This window comes from Cyanobacterium aponinum PCC 10605 (genome assembly GCF_000317675.1).
GTDB lineage: Bacteria > Cyanobacteriota > Cyanobacteriia > Cyanobacteriales > Cyanobacteriaceae > PCC-10605.
On sequence record NC_019776.1, the window covers coordinates 3,956,854 to 3,974,606 of the forward strand.

The 17,753-nt window shown below is 35.4% G+C and carries 18 protein-coding genes; 3 read left to right on the forward strand and 15 right to left on the reverse strand.

Annotation, left to right across the window (positions count from 1 at the left end):
* Positions 1-103: 103 nt before the first annotated feature.
* The 4 genes from folE to hemB all read right to left on the reverse strand — a co-directional run bounded on the left by folE (position 104) and on the right by hemB (position 2,999).
* Positions 104-763, reverse strand: coding sequence for a GTP cyclohydrolase I FolE (gene folE, locus CYAN10605_RS16565; protein WP_015221096.1), 660 nt, complete (start codon positions 761-763; stop codon positions 104-106).
* Between the two features lie 258 nt (positions 764-1,021).
* On the reverse strand, positions 1,022-1,468 hold the full coding sequence (locus CYAN10605_RS16570; RefSeq protein ID WP_015221097.1) for a type II toxin-antitoxin system VapC family toxin: 447 nt from the start codon (positions 1,466-1,468) through the stop codon (positions 1,022-1,024).
* Positions 1,455-1,718 (reverse strand): hypothetical protein, encoded by a 264-nt coding sequence (locus tag CYAN10605_RS16575; RefSeq protein WP_015221098.1) that lies wholly within the window; start codon positions 1,716-1,718, stop codon positions 1,455-1,457. Before CYAN10605_RS16575 ends, CYAN10605_RS16570 begins: the two co-directional genes overlap by 14 nt.
* 306 nt (positions 1,719-2,024) lie before the next feature.
* Positions 2,025-2,999, reverse strand: coding sequence for a porphobilinogen synthase (gene hemB / locus CYAN10605_RS16580; protein WP_015221099.1), 975 nt, complete (start codon positions 2,997-2,999; stop codon positions 2,025-2,027).
* Between the two features lie 162 nt (positions 3,000-3,161).
* Between hemB and CYAN10605_RS16585 the strand changes: the two genes are divergently transcribed.
* Positions 3,162-3,569 (forward strand): Fur family transcriptional regulator, encoded by a 408-nt coding sequence (locus tag CYAN10605_RS16585; protein ID WP_015221100.1) that lies wholly within the window; start codon positions 3,162-3,164, stop codon positions 3,567-3,569.
* A 1-nt stretch (position 3,570) separates the two neighbouring features.
* On the opposite strand, the gene CYAN10605_RS16590 is transcribed toward CYAN10605_RS16585, so the two are convergent.
* Positions 3,571-3,957 carry a hypothetical protein gene (locus CYAN10605_RS16590; RefSeq protein ID WP_015221101.1) on the reverse strand — a complete coding sequence of 129 codons (387 nt, stop codon included), beginning with the start codon at positions 3,955-3,957 and terminating at the stop codon, positions 3,571-3,573.
* Positions 3,958-4,333: 376 nt separating this feature from the next.
* Here CYAN10605_RS16590 and clpB point away from each other — a divergent pair, with 376 nt between their 5' ends.
* Positions 4,334-6,967: an ATP-dependent chaperone ClpB gene (gene clpB / locus CYAN10605_RS16595; RefSeq protein WP_015221102.1), complete on the forward strand. Its 2,634-nt coding sequence runs from the start codon at positions 4,334-4,336 to the stop codon at positions 6,965-6,967.
* 255 nt (positions 6,968-7,222) lie between these two features.
* On the opposite strand, the gene CYAN10605_RS16600 is transcribed toward clpB, so the two are convergent.
* The 6 genes from CYAN10605_RS16600 to CYAN10605_RS16625 form a co-directional block, all read right to left on the reverse strand.
* Complete coding sequence (locus tag CYAN10605_RS16600) at positions 7,223-7,582, reverse strand: DUF1622 domain-containing protein (protein WP_015221103.1); 360 nt, start codon at positions 7,580-7,582, stop codon at positions 7,223-7,225.
* A 31-nt stretch (positions 7,583-7,613) separates the two neighbouring features.
* On the reverse strand, positions 7,614-7,877 hold the full coding sequence (locus CYAN10605_RS16605; RefSeq protein WP_015221104.1) for a glutaredoxin family protein: 264 nt from the start codon (positions 7,875-7,877) through the stop codon (positions 7,614-7,616).
* A gap of 403 nt (positions 7,878-8,280) precedes the next feature.
* Positions 8,281-8,580, reverse strand: coding sequence for a cell division topological specificity factor MinE (gene minE, locus CYAN10605_RS16610; RefSeq protein ID WP_015221105.1), 300 nt, complete (start codon positions 8,578-8,580; stop codon positions 8,281-8,283).
* Between the two features lie 51 nt (positions 8,581-8,631).
* Positions 8,632-9,441: a septum site-determining protein MinD gene (minD, locus tag CYAN10605_RS16615; RefSeq protein WP_015221106.1), complete on the reverse strand. Its 810-nt coding sequence runs from the start codon at positions 9,439-9,441 to the stop codon at positions 8,632-8,634.
* 105 nt (positions 9,442-9,546) lie between these two features.
* Positions 9,547-10,752, reverse strand: a complete 1,206-nt coding sequence (locus CYAN10605_RS16620; RefSeq protein WP_015221107.1) for an MFS transporter — start codon at positions 10,750-10,752, stop codon at positions 9,547-9,549.
* 279 nt (positions 10,753-11,031) lie between these two features.
* On the reverse strand, positions 11,032-11,652 hold the full coding sequence (locus tag CYAN10605_RS16625) for a DUF938 domain-containing protein (protein WP_015221108.1): 621 nt from the start codon (positions 11,650-11,652) through the stop codon (positions 11,032-11,034).
* Positions 11,653-11,983: 331 nt separating this feature from the next.
* On the opposite strand from CYAN10605_RS16625, the gene CYAN10605_RS16630 reads away from it, so the two are divergent.
* A complete protein-coding gene (locus CYAN10605_RS16630) occupies positions 11,984-13,159 on the forward strand; it encodes a GNAT family N-acetyltransferase (protein ID WP_015221109.1) in 1,176 nt (391 codons plus the stop codon).
* Positions 13,160-13,397: 238 nt separating this feature from the next.
* Here the strand turns inward: CYAN10605_RS16630 and CYAN10605_RS16635 are convergent, their stop codons facing one another.
* The 4 genes from CYAN10605_RS16635 to CYAN10605_RS16650 form a co-directional block, all read right to left on the reverse strand.
* Positions 13,398-13,853 carry an NUDIX domain-containing protein gene (locus tag CYAN10605_RS16635; protein ID WP_015221110.1) on the reverse strand — a complete coding sequence of 152 codons (456 nt, stop codon included), beginning with the start codon at positions 13,851-13,853 and terminating at the stop codon, positions 13,398-13,400.
* A 132-nt stretch (positions 13,854-13,985) separates the two neighbouring features.
* Complete coding sequence (locus tag CYAN10605_RS16640; RefSeq protein ID WP_015221111.1) at positions 13,986-15,080, reverse strand: linear amide C-N hydrolase; 1,095 nt, start codon at positions 15,078-15,080, stop codon at positions 13,986-13,988.
* Between the two features lie 107 nt (positions 15,081-15,187).
* On the reverse strand, positions 15,188-15,544 hold the full coding sequence (locus CYAN10605_RS16645) for a DUF1815 family protein (RefSeq protein WP_015221112.1): 357 nt from the start codon (positions 15,542-15,544) through the stop codon (positions 15,188-15,190).
* A 280-nt stretch (positions 15,545-15,824) separates the two neighbouring features.
* On the reverse strand, positions 15,825-17,474 hold the full coding sequence (locus CYAN10605_RS16650) for an NAD(P)H-quinone oxidoreductase subunit 4 (protein WP_015221113.1): 1,650 nt from the start codon (positions 17,472-17,474) through the stop codon (positions 15,825-15,827).
* Positions 17,475-17,753 lie beyond the last annotated feature (279 nt).

Genomic DNA, 17,753 nt, shown 5'->3' on the forward strand with positions numbered 1-17,753 from the left:
ATTTAAGAAAGACAAGGCAAGAGGCATAATAAAAATTATTTTTATCACAGGCAAGATGCCTGTTTTACTTTTCTTTATCCGCCAATACTTTAGCCTACCAATATTAACTGTTAAAAGTGGGACGATGTTGAATTAAATTCATAAACTCCTGACGAGTTTTGGCATCATCATTAAATACGCCTCGTAATGCACTGGTAGAAGTCCAAGAGCCGGGTTTTTGCACTCCTCGCATCACCATACACATATGAGTTGCTTCGATAACCACTGCTACACCCTGAGGTTGCAATAAACCTTGTAAAGCATCGGCAATTTGAGCGGTTAAGCGTTCTTGCACTTGCAATCTTCTTGCATACATTTCGCAAATACGGGCAATTTTCGATAAACCAATCACTTTACCATTCGGAATATAAGCAACGTGCGCTCTACCTAAAATTGGTAGTATATGATGCTCACAGGAGCTAAATAAATCGATGTCTCTCACTAATACCATTTCATTGGCGTTTTCATGGAATACTGCACCATTTAACAATTCATCGAGGGATTGACCATAACCAGAGGTGAGAAATTTTAAGGCTTTTACTACTCTTTTGGGAGTGTCTTTTAATCCTTCTCTGTCAGGATTTTCCCCTAACCCTAGTAATAATGTTCTAACTGCTTGAATCATATCCGCTTCTGTTACGGGAGGTTGTGATTCTGTGATGAGGTTAGGCAAAGAATTATTCTGGTTAGCAGACTTGATGATAGAAGATTCTGTGTATGTCATATTTTTGGTTGATGAGACTGTTTAAAATGATAATCGTTATCATTTATTTTGACAAGAGGTTGAGATTCAATCTTTTTCGCTAAAATTATTAATACGTTCAGGACAATAGAATATAATTTAAAAGCTAATAACACTCATAACCTTGTAAAGTTCGATCGTCTTTTAAGCTAATAACAACTTGATTTTATCTCTACCATATCGATTAAATAAAGCGATTATGTTTTTTATAATCTTACAAAAGCATAGAATAAATGTTATTTATTCATAATCAAAAAAAAGATTGGTAAAAGGATATGTCTGCTTCCAACGATAAGCATTAAAATCTCGATTATCTACAGATAAAATTCGCCCATCTCCTAAATCTTCCGCTAAAACAATCAAAGAAGCATCAGCCAAATCTATTGGTAAATTTGCATATTTTTTCATTAGTTCTTTCATTTTCGGAAAATGATGTTCTCTAATGTTGAATATTTTAAACATTTCTGGATATTGGTCAAAAAGATTAATTAATTGTACTTGTTTTTCTACCCCTTTCTGTTTTGTAATCGAACGCTGTAACAATAAATGACAATTCTCTGTCAAAACACTCCAAGTAATAACTAAAGGTTCAGATGAATATTTTGCTAAAGTTTTTTTTGCCCTTTGATGGTATTGATCTTTATCATTAAATAAAGAAATCCAAAAACCAGTATCAACAATGATCATATTTAGACTCTAATCCTTCACCAATAACAGATTTATAATTAGTTGATAAATAAGGTTCAGCAGAAATACAACCAATTAATCCCGATTCTTCTAATAATTCTAAAGATGTTTTTTGCTTACCTTTTATTTTTTGGTAATAATTATCAATGGCTAATTCCAAAATCTGATTTATTTCCTCTTGGGTTTGAGTTTGAATATACGCTAATTTATCTGCTGTTTTTTCCGTTAGTTTCGTGTTAATTTCCAACATTATTTTTCTCCTTTAAAATATAAGATAAACATCGTTTTCAGTAGAAGACAAAGTACGAAACAAGGGATTGTAATAGTAGTAAAAGAGGTATGATAGAAATTGATAAAAAATCATATAAATCCTCCTATAAATCAGATTAACTTAATTCATGATACTTCAAGAATATGAGGTTGAATTTTTTTTAAGATAAATTTAAATTATTTTACAAAAAAATATAAAAAAGATAATAAGCATGATACTATTCACCAGTTTGATAACCCCTAAAGGGGTTACTACGAGCCAGCACAAAATTATAATTTATGATGACTATTTCTTTAATTGTTGGGCTACTTGTTTGGCGAAATAGGTTAAAATCAAGTCTGCACCTGCTCTTTTCATACTGGTAAGGGTTTCTAACACTACTTTATCCTCATCAATCCATCCTCTTTGACTAGCGGCTTTTATCATCGAATACTCACCACTAACGTTATAGGCAACTACGGGTAAATTGGTATAGTCTCTTACCCGTCTAATAATATCTAAATAAGCTAAAGCAGGTTTGATCATTACCATATCTGCACCTTCTTTGATGTCTAAAGCAACTTCTTTAATAGCTTCTTTTCCGTTGGCGTAATCCATTTGATAGGTTTTTTTATCGCCGAATTGAGGTGCAGATTCTAAAGCATCCCGAAATGGCCCATAATAAGCTGAGGCGTATTTTGCTGAGTAGGCGAGGATTCCTGTATTTATCCATCCTTCTTTATCTAATGCCTGTCTAATTGCTCCAATTCTACCATCCATCATATCTGAGGGGGCAACCATATCCGCTCCTGCTTCGGCGTGGGATAATGCCATTTTGACTAATACTTCTACAGTTTCATCATTCAATATCTCTCCATCTCTAACGATACCATCATGACCATAAACTGAGTAAGGATCAAGGGCTATATCGGTAATTACTGTTATTTTAGGTATTTCGGCTTTAATCGTTTTTATACTGCGTTGCACTAGCCCTTCTGGGTTATAGCTTTCTTTTCCTTCGTTATCCTTTTTATTTTCTTCTATTAAGGGAAAAAGTGCGATCGAATTTATACCCAAATCATAAATTTCTTGTACTTCCTTTAACAATAAGTCGAGGGAGTAGCGATAACAGTTAGGCATGGAGGGGATTTCTTGTTTGATATTTTCTCCTTCCATGACAAAGATAGGATAAATTAAATCATTCACCGTGAGATGATTCTCTTGCACCATTGATCGTAGTGCTTCTGTGCGACGTAAACGACGAGGACGATATAATAACATTTTACTAAAATGATAATCATTATCATAAAATATGAACAGAATGAAGACAATTTTTGACAATAAAAACGATTGAAAGAAATTTTCTCAAGAATGATAAAGTATTAAAAGTATTTAAAATTATCTAAAATATATTATTTAGCGATTAAAATAATAAACAAAAAAATGCTTATTAAACTTACTAAAAATCAACAAAAAATATTGCAAATACTAAAATCTATTAATCAAGAAATTACAGCACAAGAATTATATATAAAATTAAGAGAAAGTAAGTTAAAAATAGGTTTAGCAACGGTTTACAGAACTCTCAATACTTTGCACCTTAAGGGATTTGTTCAAGAAAGAAATAGTTTAAACGGTGAATCTTTATATTCTTTAATTAGTGATAATCACCATCACACACACCATTTTAATTGTATTAATTGTGGAGAATCTTTTCTTTTAAAACAGAAATTATGTCCCGTTGATGATATGTTCAATCAGTGGTGTTCTTCTCAAAACTTTAAGCTGTACTACCACACTTTGGAGTTTTTTGGAATTTGTGAAGCCTGTCAGGAAAAAGAATTTTCTTAAATTACTCGTTATTGTTTCCAGAAACATCCACATCTACTGCTTTCACGTCAATTGTACCAGGTGGAGTTTCTCTTGTAAATTTTCCAGACTCTACTCGGAGAGATTCGCCACAATTAGGACAACGACAATCAGTATTATTAAAGCCAGTAAAAGTATAGTTACAGACAGGGCATGAATCCTCTACTAAATTTCTTTTTAACCACCAACGAAAACCCCAAAAAGCAATAACAGGACTAATAATTAAAAAAGCGATGAGAATTAAAACGCTGTTAACAACCCATTGTAAACCCACTGCTCCCAATAATAGGCTAACTATTACTATGGTGAGTAAGCAACCCAGTCCAGAGTCATTAACATTAATTATTCTGTTGTTAAAGTTCGGTTTCACTAAAATTTATTCCCCGTACTTTAAAAAAATATACTCCCTCCACTTTAGCATTATCTGCTGAAATCGGAAACAAAAAGGAGCAAAGACAATGAGTAATGGGTAACGATGCACAGGGTAAGAGGCAAACCCCCCTTATCCCCCCTCGAGAGAGGGGAGGGCAAAAGTTTTTAATTAATTTCTCCCTAATACCTCAATACCCTAACCCCCTCATCACCGTAAGGGTTGAATATATTCAACCCCTACCTCCTGCAACCTGAAATCTACCCTTATCCGATATTCTTAAACCGAACTGACATTGAGATACCTAAATAACCTTTGACACTTATGTTAAAAAAGATTAATAATTAAATTTGTGAAAACCGATAATTGACATAAAATGCAGCCAACTGATCCAAATAAGTTTACTGAAATTGCTTGGGATGCGATCGTGCGATCGCAAGAAATTTGTAAGGAGTTAAAAAACCAAAATTTAGAGGTAGAACATTTAATCCTTGCTTTATTAGCAGAAGATACCATTGCTGTACAAATATTCCAAAAGGCTAACGTTGAAATTAACAGGTTACAGAAACAACTACAAACCTTTGCTACCCGTCAACCGAGAATGTATAGTGTGGATCAGTTATACTTAGGACGTAGTTTAGATCAAATGCTCGATCGCGCCGAGAATTGTCGGGTTAGTTGGCAGGATGAATATATCGGAGTTTCTCACTTATTGGTTGCCTTTGCGGATGATCAAAGAATCGGAAAAAAAACCTTACGCAGTTTTAACCTCGATCCCCAAGACTTTGAGCAGAAAGTAAGAGATTTCAAAGTTAAAATCGAGAAAATGGAAGCAGAAACCGAAGAAAAGACTGAAAAAACTGAATCTGAACCATCTTTAACTAAATTTGGACGGGATTTAACCGAAGAAGCCAGAGCCGGAAAACTTGATCCCGTTATCGGTAGGGATGAAGAAGTGCGTCGAGTAATTCAAGTATTGTCCAGACGTTCCAAAAATAACCCTGTGTTGATTGGTGAGCCGGGAGTAGGAAAAACTGCGATCGCAGAAGGATTGGCGCAGAGAATTGTTAATGGTGATGTACCGGATTCTCTTAAAGATAGACAACTGATTTCCCTTGATATGGGAAGTTTAATCGCAGGGGCGAAATATCGGGGGCAATTTGAAGAAAGATTGAGGGGTGTATTAAAAGAAGTCATCAACTCCGATGGACAGATTATTTTATTTATAGATGAATTACATACTGTAGTCGGTGCGGGTTCACGGGAAGGAGGAGCGATGGATGCAGGAAACCTTCTCAAACCCATGTTAGCAAGGGGAGAATTGCGTTGTATTGGGGCGAGTACCCTTGATGAGTATCGGAAACACATTGAAAAAGATCCAGCCCTTGAAAGGCGTTTTCAGCAAGTCTATGTCAAACAACCTAGCGTTGAGGATACCATCTCCATTTTAAGAGGTTTAAAAGAGCGTTACGAAGTCCATCACGGGGTAAAAATCAACGACTCTGCTTTAGTGGCGGCGGCAACTTTATCCCATCGTTATATCACAGGGCGCTTTTTACCCGACAAAGCCATTGATTTAGTGGATGAGGCGGCGGCTAAATTAAAGATGGAAATTACCTCTAAACCCGTGGAGTTAGAAAACCTCGATCGCCGTTTGATGCAATTAGAGATGGAAAAACTATCTCTGTCTGGGGAAGGAAAAAACGATAAAATGACCCTTGAAAACCTCGATCGCATTTCCAAAGAAATAGAAGAATTGAAAAAGAAACAGAGGGAATTGTCATCCCAATGGCAAATCGAGAAAGAATTTTTAGACGAAATTAACGCCCTCAAAGAAGAAGAAGAAGAACTGCGTTTGCAAGTAGAACAGGCAGAAAGGGCTTATGATCTAAATACTGCCGCTCAACTTAAATATGGCAAACTAGAAACCCTACAACAAGATATAGAGGCAAAAGAGGCGAAATTACTGGAAATTCAATCCCAAGAAAACGCCATGTTGAGGGAAGATGTTACCGAAGCAGACATAGCCGAAATTGTGGCAGGATGGACAGGGATACCCCTCAATCGCCTTTTAGAAACCGAAAGACAAAAACTCCTCGAATTAGAATCCCATCTCCATGAAAGAGTAATCGGACAAACCGAGGCGGTATCTATCGTTTCAGCCGCCATTAGACGTGCGAGGGCGGGAATGAAAGACCCTAATAGACCGATCGGGTCATTTTTGTTCATGGGACCTACAGGAGTCGGAAAAACAGAATTAGCTAGGGCTTTAGCAGGTTTCCTCTTTGACTCCGAAGACGCAATGGTGAGGATTGATATGTCAGAGTACATGGAGAAACACGCAGTTTCCCGTCTTATTGGCGCACCACCGGGGTATGTAGGCTATGAAGAAGGAGGACAATTATCGGAAGCCATACGTCGTCGCCCTTACTCAGTGGTATTGTTAGATGAGGTGGAAAAGGCACATAGAGATGTCTTTAATATTCTTTTGCAGGTGTTAGACGATGGTAGAATTACCGACAGTCAGGGACGTTTAGTAGATTTCCGTAATACTATTATTGTTATGACATCAAATATCGGCAGTGAATACATCCTCCAATTAGCAGGGGATGATAACAATTATGAACCGATGAAAGATAAAGTATTAGTGGCATTAAGAAAGCACTTTCGTCCTGAATTTCTCAACCGTATTGATGATTTAATCATTTTCCACGGCTTGAAAAAAGATGAGTTAAGGCACATTGTTACTTTACAACTCAAACGCCTTGAGAATCTGTTGAGTGAGCAAAGAATTGCCATTGAATTAACCCCAGAAGCACAGGATTATATCGTTAATGTGGGGTATGATCCTATCTATGGCGCCCGTCCCTTAAAACGAGCAATACAAAGAGAATTAGAAAATCCTCTTGCCACGAAAATCTTAGAAATGGCTTTTACAGAAGGGGATACAGTGTTAGTAAGTTTTGAAAAAGATCATCTAGTCTTTAGTAAGAAAGAGGAAGTCAATTAAAAATTGGGGCAGGAATAAGGACAAAGGGCAATTAGTCAATGATCTATAAGTACGTAAGTTCGGACTAAGGCAATTTTATTGTTATTTCTAGGAAGCTATAAGGTTCTCCGACTAGGAGAAAATAATGCTTTCAGCTTATGCAAAACTCAGGTTACATAAAAATCAAACCTAAAACCTGGCATCTAATACCTAAAACTTAGTCAAATCAGATATTCTTATATCGAATTGAGGTAAACTCCGAACTCAGATTGATTGCTAGTGGTTATGATTGTCTAAATTTAATTCTTTAATCTCTTTGGAGAGAAAATAGTTAAGAAATGTTCTAATAATAGCAATTATTGCCAACTTTCCTAAACTCTCATAAGTTGCACCTACCGTTGTGGCTAATATATCTGCTCCTAATTGAAATTCTAATGCTAAAGCTAAAGATCTAGCTACACGAGTTCTGACAATATTATAAATGTGATTATTGGGGTGATGACAAAGATAAATTATATGATGAAGGTTGATAATAATGCCCATGGTTACGGTGATTATCCCTAATGCTTCGAGAAAGATTTTTGCCAATGTCGCAATATAGACTAAACCTTCTTCTAAATGTTCGATGAATTCCATATCTTTAGCTTATTTGATATCTAGTTTTTACTTACTGTTTATTGGCAAACTTTTGTAAAACTTTACTTAATTGATTAACAGAAATGCGAGGAGAATTACGAGGAATTAATTTTTCTTGTCCGTCCATCACTAAGTATAAAACTGGAATTTCATATTGATATTTTTCCCACCATTCTTTATTTTTTGTAATATCTCTTATTTCTAAATTTATGTCAATATCATCAATTTCTCTTAATTTTTCCTCTAATCCTTCGCATAAGTGACATCCAGTTTTGCTATATAAAATCAATTCCATTTTTATGATTAAATAATATTTTTTATAAATAACTATAGTTTATTAATTATAAATTAATCAGGATAGAAGAAAAGAATAAAAAACTCTGTTTAATGTAATAATGTTCGGTTTGATCCAGTAAACTAAGACGGATTTAACTTATCATTTTTATTAAATTTGAAAAACTAAAAACTATTCAAACCCTTGACTTTTTCCTCTTTCTTAGCCTAATCAGTAAACTTAAATGCACTCCTAACTTATCAAGTAGTGAATAGCAGGTTTGGCAGTTTAATTTTTCAAACATTTTAATGATTCCTTTAAAAAATGGGAAAAATGAAAATCAATGGCTCTATAGTGTGAGTATGTAATCCTTTCTCCCTAATACCCCAATTCTTAACACCCTAATACTCAAATCTCTTACCCTTTAGTTTATATCATCTTCATTTAAGGGTGATTGAGTACGCTTAAATGTTTTAATGGGTAAATTGGCACTTAAAGACGTTTTACGATCATTACTTTGGATGAAAAATTCAGTTTCTTCAACATCAATATCAAGGTAACGGCTAACGACTTCTAATATTTCCTGACGCATTTTCGTGATGATTTCAGGATTAATACCGGCTCGATCATGAGACAATACTAATTGTAAACGACTTTTTGCTTGATTGCGAGTTTTATTTGAGCCAGTCCATGAATTAATAGTATCAACAATTTCTTTAAACATATTCAGTTGGGGGATATTTTTTAGCAAGAAAATGGGTGTAAACAGAAAAAATTACTTCTGTGAAGAAAAACCAAAAAAGCGACGGATTTTTGTAATGAAGTTATCTTGAGTTGTCATAAAATCCAAAAATGGAACATCAGAACCATTAATTCTTCTAGCAATATTTTTTATAGCCATAGCTGGGAGAGAATCTTGAGGACTTAAAACTAATGGTTCTCCTTTATTAGAAGATGTTATGATTTTTTTATCGTCAGGTACAATGCCAATTAGGGGAACAACTAATAAATCAAGTATATCTTCTACACTTAACATTTCATCCATTTGTACCATTTCTGGACGCAATCGATTAACAATTAGACGAATATTACTCATATTCTCGCTTTCGAGTAAGCCGACAACTCTATCGGCATCTCTAACGGCTGCAACTTCGGGTGTTGTGACAATTAGGGCTTCTTTTGCCGCCGAGATAGCATTACGGAAGCCCATTTCAATCCCCGCAGGACAGTCAACAAAGATATAATCAAAATTAGGACTAAGTTGCTCAACTACTTCCTTCATTTGTTCGGGAGTAATGGCATCTTTGGTGCGATTCTGTGCCGCAGGTAACAGATGTAAGCCTTCTGTTCTTTTGTCTTTAACGATCGCCTTTTCTAAAGTACATTCACCAGATAAAGCATCAATAATAGTATAAACGACTCTTTGCTCTAGCCCCAATAATAAATCTAAATTTCTTAACCCAAAATCCGCATCAATCAGACAAACTTTTTTCCCCAATTGGGCAACGGCTGTACCAAGGTTTGCCGTAATGGTTGTTTTTCCAACTCCGCCTTTTCCAGAAGTAATAACAATAACTCTAGTCATATAAAAATAATAATAAAAGATAACAAAACCAATATAAATCAACTAGGCTAAATAATTTTAACTAAAATTAAAAATAACCTTCTACTTTTAAGTCGATAATTGTCCCTATTCTTTAGAGATTAAATATTGTAAAGCAAAAACTGCGATCGCAACACTTAGAGCTAAAATTAACCAGAAATTATGAGCATAAACTTCTCCTTGGTCTAAAACCCAACCTCCTAAAGGAGGACCAATTAAATAGCCAATGGCCCAACATTGAGAATTAATTGCGAAATAAATTCCCCGTAAAGATTCAGGAGATATATCCACCACAAAAGCGGAAGCGGCAGGATTATAAGTAGTAAGTGCGATCGCACCTAATAAAACCGCTAATATACCCCAATAAAAAGCATAATTGTTTACATTTCCCGTCAACCATACTAGAGCAAAACTAATGCCCCAAATTAAAGCTGAAAACATTAAACCACGAAGATGGCTAAGGCGATTAAGAATTTTCACCACAGGTAATTGAAACAAAGCGGCAAAAGCAATATGTAAACTAAATAAACCACTAAGATTAGTAATAGAAAATTGATTACTGTTGGTAAAATTAGTCAAGTATAGAGGTAAAGTGGACTGAATTTGAGAAATATAAGTGGTAAACAAAATATTAATAAAACAAAAAACCCATAATCTTTTGTCCTTTAAAGCCTTCTGCCAATTTTGCCAATTATCTTCATCTCCCTCTTTTCCTCCGTGATAACTCTCCTTAATAGTAAACTTAATAACTAAATAAAATAAAATAAAAGAAAAACCATCAATAATAAATAACAAGCGATAATTATTAGTAAGGGCAATTAACCACCCCCCCACGGCAACCCCCAAACCTAAACCAATATTATCTCCCAAACGGCTTAAGGCAAAAGCCGAGTTTCTCTGTTTTTCTGTCGTTAAATCCGCCACTGCCGCTTCTGCGGGAGGCCAATATAAACCGATTCCTAAACCCATTAACAAATTACCTAGTAATAGGAAAAGATAGTTATGAGTGAGAATTAAAAATATGTCTGCTACTGCCGAAATTAACGCTGATAAAAGTAAGGTTTTCTTTCTTCCCCACTTCAGGGAGTCACTCCAACTACCTCCCCAGAAACGTCCAACAATTCCCGATACAGAAGAGCTACCAAGAGCAATACCCACCATTGTGGGCGAAAAATTCAATTCGTTAACAAAAAATATCGGAGCATAAAATAAAGTAAATCCTGTACCAAATTGTAATAATAATCTTCCTCCTGCTAATATCCAAACTTGTGGGTTTAATGATAATTTACTCATGTTTAAGTATTTTAAAGTTATATATTAAAACCTAACATCACCTGAGTTTGGGATAAATTTTTATCTATGAGTGATGGCGAAAAGGGCAATTAGTGAATAGTGAATAGTTGATAATTACTCGTTACTCGTTACTCATTACTTTCTTCTAAAACCTGAAACCCTGTACGGGCGAATGGCCATTCGCCCCTCATCCCCTCTCCCCTCATCCCCCTATCCCCAACACCTGCAACTTGCAACCTGACACCTACCCTTATCCGATATTCTTAAACCGAAATGAGGTTAATTAATATTTGTTTTGCGGAAAATTAAAGAAAAATTATTAGCAGGCATAGCTATTTTTTGCTCCAATTCCAACTGATATTTATTGGCAACTTTTTCCACATCTTCTAAATTTCTCACCCCCCATGCCGGGTTTTGACTTCTTAAATAATAATCAAATTCTTCATTACTGGGAGCAGTATGCTGGTTGTTGAGTTTATAAGCCCCATACAGATATAAAATACCATTGAGAGGTAACAGGTCTCCTGCACCTTCCATTAAGCCGAGACAAGCCTCCCAAGGGGCAATATGAATCATATTAATACAAATTATTGTGCTTATTTTTTCCGTTTTTAGAGACAAATACCAATCACTCTCCATAACATCAATCATTAAAGGTGATTGTAAATTAGCACAGGGATATTCTTCTCTCCATGCTTTGATACTAGCGATAGATTCTGGATTTTGATCAGAGGGAATCCATTTTTGTTGAGGAAAATGAGGTGCAAAAAATATAGAGTGTTCTCCTGTGCCACTAGCAACCTCTAAGATGTTACCCGTGTCATTATTTGCAATTATGCTTTTTAATACTTCTAGTATGGGCTTACGATTGTTAATTGTTGCAGGAGCGTGTTTTTTCATAAAATTTCCATCGATTTTTTATTGTTATCTAATCAAAAATTTTGGGTTACAAATTTTTAACTCTTTCGGTGGATCTCAGATCTTTTTTTATCGGTTAAGATTAAAATGGGAATTACAATAATTACTATAGCAACCATTAACTACTTCTTTGTTGATAATTTAACTCAAAATCTTTTCTTCACTGTTAGAATATTGATTGTTTAACTATTAAATTTTGCTATTTTAGTATTTGATATTATTGCTATTTTAGCTTTTCTTCGTATTTTGTTTTTTTAGAAGAAATAATTTTATTATTCATTTATTTTACTGCACTATTTTTATTTTTTCAGCTATGAATACTTACTCTAAATCTAAGTCTATTATGCAAATTCGTCCTATTCAATATCGTGATTTAGGTGCGATCGCACGCTTATTACAAGAACGTTTATCTATCGAATTTAACAGTCGTCAAAACGCTTTATTAGAGAAAATTCAAAAATATCAAAGTTGTTATGGTTTATTACAATTAACAAAAATTTTACCTTGGACTGTTGATCAAGATTTTTATGTTTATGTAGCGGAAAAAGACCAACAAATTCAAGGGTTAATTCAAGTTTATCCCATTAACCATAATCGCAGTACTTGGAAAGTTGAACAAGTTTTAATCAATCACAATACTTCTTTAAGTCACTTATTAATCGGTAATTGCAGTATTGGTTCTCAACTATTACGTTATTGTTTTGAGAAAATTTGGGAAGCTAGAACTTGGGTACTAGAGGTTAATGTAAATGAAAAAAATACCATTGGTTTATATAGGGAAAATGGTTTTCAACCGATGGCACAGATTACCTATTGGCAATGTGATGGGGATACCTTAGAAAAACTGGCACAACAAGAACCTAATTTGCCGAATTTACTACCTGTCAGTAATGCAGATGCCAAACTTATTTATCAGTTAGATTGTGTTTCCATGCCTCCGATGTTAAGACAAATTTTCGATCGCCATGTGGATGATTTTAAAACTAATTTATGGCAATATTTAACGGGCAAAATACAAGAATTATTTAATCATACAGAAGTAGTTAGCGCTTATGTCTTTGAACCTCAGAGAAAAGCTGCGATCGGTTATTTTGAAATTAGCTTATGTAAAAACGGAAATCATCCTCACAAAGCAAAACTAACAGTACATCCGGCTTATACATGGCTATATCCTAAATTGTTATCGCAAATGGCAACCTTAATTAAGATTTATCCCTCTCAATCTTTAATATTGTCCTCGGCTGACTATCAAGCAGAAAGAGAAGAATTTTTAGAACAATTAGGGGCAACCCGTCAAGATCACAATTTATTAATGTCTCGTTCTGTATGGCATAAGCTGAAAGAAAGCAAATCTCTCGATCTGAGTTTACCTGAAGTTTTAAACAGTTTAAAACCAGCTCATACCCCTATTCCCACTCCTTGGACAAAATCCCACTGGCAAGATAATCCCCATAATTCTCAGAATAAATCAGCAGACCATCAAGAATAGTGAAGAAACCCTAACTAAACTGAGTTCGGAATAAATTGTAATTGTCATCTATGAGTGATGGCGAAAAGGTCAATTAGTGAATAGTGAATAGTAAATAGTGAATAGTGAATAATTAATAATTAATAACTCCGAATCTCATTACTCATTACTCGTTACTTATTACTTTCTCCAACACCTGCAACCTGCAACCTACAACCTGACACCTACCCTTACCCGATATTCTTAAATCGAACTGAGGTTAACTAATAGTATTTTTACCTTCTAAATAATCTTGTATTTGGCGATCGTGATCATGAGCTAAATTGCCAATGGGAATTTCTTGGGGTGGAAAAGCCTTAACTTCGGAAATTTCCCAAGTATCTTTGACTGATAATTCTCCAGTTGCTTCGACTTCAATAAGAACACAAATAGAATGTAAACGGGGATCTCGGTCTGGAGATGAATAAACACCCACTAAGCGTGAAATATTGACCAAATCTAAACCTGTTTCCTCTTTCAACTCTCGACGGGCAGTATTGGGGACATTTTCACCCCAATCAATCATTCCTCCGGGTAAACTCCATTGTTGACAATCTCTACGATAAACCAAAACAACTCTACCATCAGGTAATACCGGTACGAGGGTAACACCCATGACAGGATGACGGAAAATTATTTTGAGAACTCCAGAAATGAATTGCCAATTACGCCACACTTTTTTTAGTGCTTTAAAACTTAGTAAATAATATCTTGATGTTATCAGACTTGGATGATTTGTGGGTATTTTATACCTAACACCTACTACTTAAAACCCTATCAAAACAATTAATATTATCTATAATATTATCTATTTCACGGGTAAAAATTGAAAAGGTGTTTCTGAAACTAGATTATCGGTTGCATCCCCCGCATAAAAAGTTCCATCTGTTAAAGAAAGTTTTTTCACAGAAGCTGTTGGGCTGAAATCTAACTGGCTAAAATCAATCCAAAAAACATTAGGGCTTGTAGCAGAATCGAAATAGTAAGTCATATTTTTCTGATCTGCCACCACTCGCCACACCGTAGAAGCGATATTTGGTTGATCTGGAGTGGTTATCCCTAAAGGAACAGATACACTACGCACCACACTTAAAACACTAGCAAGAGCTTGGTTTTGGTATTTTTGTTCAGGAACAGCACTGATATAGTTAGAAACTGTTTGTTTTGGAATAGAATTGAGTAAGAAGTACGCACGAGCAAAACGATCCGCCGCCCGATTGGTTCCGGGGAGAAAGTTTAAACCGCCAATACTTTGCCAATATTGATTTAAAGCTAGTTGTTTTTCAAATATAGGAGAGTTAGTTACAACTTTATATTCTTTACTGTGATGAATGACTAATTTACCGTCAATATATTCAAAGATAGCTGAATCGCCACTACTATCAGAAATGGCAAGGTGTAATTGAGCTTGAGAGCCATTAGGTAAAGTGGATGTTATTACTCGAAAAGGCTCGTTTTTGAGTTCTTCCACTGCTTGGGCAACAGTTGCATAGTTATCTAAGACATATTGAGCCCAAAGACTCATCGAAAGAGTGGGTTTGCCTTGTGTATCACCATAGTCTGATTCTGCTAAATAGAGAAGATTTGCCACTAAACCTTTTTCATTCATGCCGTCAGCAGTCCCAATGTCATACCCTGTCACCACGACACTACCATACTTTGATTTCCATTCAATGGAGTTTTCCCCTGCTAGTCCATTGCGATCGCGTCCTCTCGGAAAAACCCATAAATTAGAACGAATATCCTCTTTCCAATCCATTGATCGCCCTGTAATAACCGTGTTATCAGAACCCGAATAAACCACACGGGTACAGGCTAATACACTCAAGCCGAAAAGTGCAGATAAAGTTAAAGTCGTTGGTATAACAAGAGAAATACTTTTGAGAATGTGTAAAAAAGTCATGTTGTTTATTTATATAATCACTGAAATTATATTAACAACCAAACTACTTCACACAAAACCAACCTTAATATTAGACATTAATTACCACTAATTATTAAAAGCTATTTCTAGCCCACCAAAAGACTATGATCATAGGTTGGTATTTTACTCTCACTGGCTTTAATCTGATATTTGACTAAGTCAGCTAACTCTTGTAATTGACTGATAGCTTCCGCTCCTTCAAGTTTCATTAATTCTCTGTCATCCTGCATTTCTGTCCAGGTTATGCCGTAATCGGACACTAAAAAGCGAATTAAATGATTATCTCCCAAACTTACCATAAAGGAGGCACTATTTAATTGAGTTCCACAAGTATAGCAGGAAGCAATGTAGCCTCTTTTTTCTAAGACGATGGCTAAGGCTTGTAGATTCAGTACTAAATCTTTAACGAATTCTCGATATTGTTGTGCTAAGCGAATAAACATTTATGCCTCCTTATTGCACCATTTTTAATTTTTTTACTTTTCTTAATGTTTTTTTAAGATTTCCCTTTTAAATTATATGGTAAGTTCATCAAAAAATGCAAAATTAGATAAGATTAATGGTTTAATTTAAGGATAGATCAGTTTTTTGGTGTTGGAACAAAAGAATTGTTGACAACGGATGAACTTTCAATATTAGAGAATTCCAAGAAAATTTCTGACGATTAAACTATTTAAACCCTAATACCCTAACACCTGACACCCTTAAATCAGAACTCCTCACCTACCTTATTGCCACCTGTGACGGATTGAGAACAGAATTTGTTTCAGCAATTTGCGTATAAGTTTGAGACACCTGACTATTAATAGCTACAGTGGTTGTATCATAAAGGTTAGTTGCCATTTTAGGATAAAGTCCGATCGCAACTACTAACACAAGGAAGCAAAGGGCAATAAATACCTCTCTGGGTTTAGCATCTTCGTAAACTGCCTCAGTGGGTAAAATACAGTTAGTACCAAAACACACCGCAGGTTCATTGTCTTGATCAGTGGCAGATAGTTCCTCTTTACCAAGAATACACATTTGCACTTGATCATTGCCATAGAATAATTGTCTGAGCATAGATAAGAGATAAATAGGAGTAACAATTAAACCTACAGCACTTAAAAGCACGGTAATGGTGCGGAAACTAGAGTCGTAGATAGGACTATTACTAAACCCAACAAATACAGCTAATTCGCTCACAAATCCACTCATACCGGGTAAGGCTAAAGAAGCTAATGCACCAGCAGTAAATAAGGCAAATACTTTAGGCATTGCTTTACCGATATTACCCATTTCATCTAAATACATAGTATGGGAGCGATCATAGGTTACACCAGCAAGGAAGAATAATAAGGCGGCAATTAAACCGTGGGAAAGCATTTGTAACATTGCTCCACTGATGGCTAAATCAGAGAAAGAAGCAATACCAATTAAAACAAATCCCATGTGAGAAACAGAGGAGTAAGCTAGACGGCGTTTCATGTTAGTTTGTCCAAAGGAAGCGAAACCGCCGTAAACAATGTTGATTACCCCCAAAATTACTAATAAAGGAGCAAAATAAACATGAGCTTCGGGTAAAAGCCCTAAATTGAGACGTATTAAGCCATAACCGCCCATTTTTAACAAAACTCCCGCTAAAATCATCGATACAGGAGAGGAGGCTTCACCGTGGGCATCTGGTAGCCATGTATGAAGGGGAAAAATAGCCAATTTAACTCCAAAGGCAACCAACAAGCCACCATAAAGTAAAATTTCTAGGGCGATAGGATATTCCCTTAATCCCAATTCCACCATATCAAAAGTAATTTGTTGCCCACCAGATAAAGCTAAGGCTAATCCAGCTATGAGAATGAAGATAGAAGCTAAGGCAGTGTAGAGTAAAAACTTAGTAGCCGCATAACGTCTTTTTTGACCACCCCAGATAGAAACTAATAAATATACAGGTACTAATTCCAATTCCCACATGATGAATAGTAGTAATATATCTTGGGCTACAAAAACACCAATTTGGGCAGAATATAATAATAACATTAAAAAATAAAATAATCGGGGTTTGCGATCGACTTGCCATGCAGAAAACATGGATAAAGTTGTGACGAAACCGGCTAATAAAACTAAGGGCATAGATAAACCATCAACGGAAACTGCCCAACTTAAACCTAATTGAGGAATCCAAGAATACTTCTCTGTTAACTGAAAACTGGCATTAGTTGTATCGTAATTTTGCCAGAAAACATAACACATGAGTATAAAATCAGCCAATCCAACAGCTAAAGCATACCATCTCAGGGTTTTTCCTTCTTTGTCAGGAATGAGAGGAATTAGCAAAGCGGCGATTAAAGGCAAGGCAATCATTGCGGTAAGCCATGGAAATTGATCCGCTATCATATTCACTATTATTCTAAACTTTCAAATATTTTTAATTAGACCATCTTACTACACTCTGTTAACTTTTATTAAGGTTTATTAGTTATTTATACTTATTGAGTTTAAAAGTGATGTTTATAACCCTAGTTCTGTTTAAGAATATTGGATAAGATTAGGGTCAGGTTGCAGGTTACAGGTGTTGGGGGGATGGGGGGATGAGGGGAGAGGGAGAAGTAGGGGCGAATGGCCATTCGCCCGTACCGGAGTTCGGGGTTTTTAATTCTTAATTCTTAATTTTTC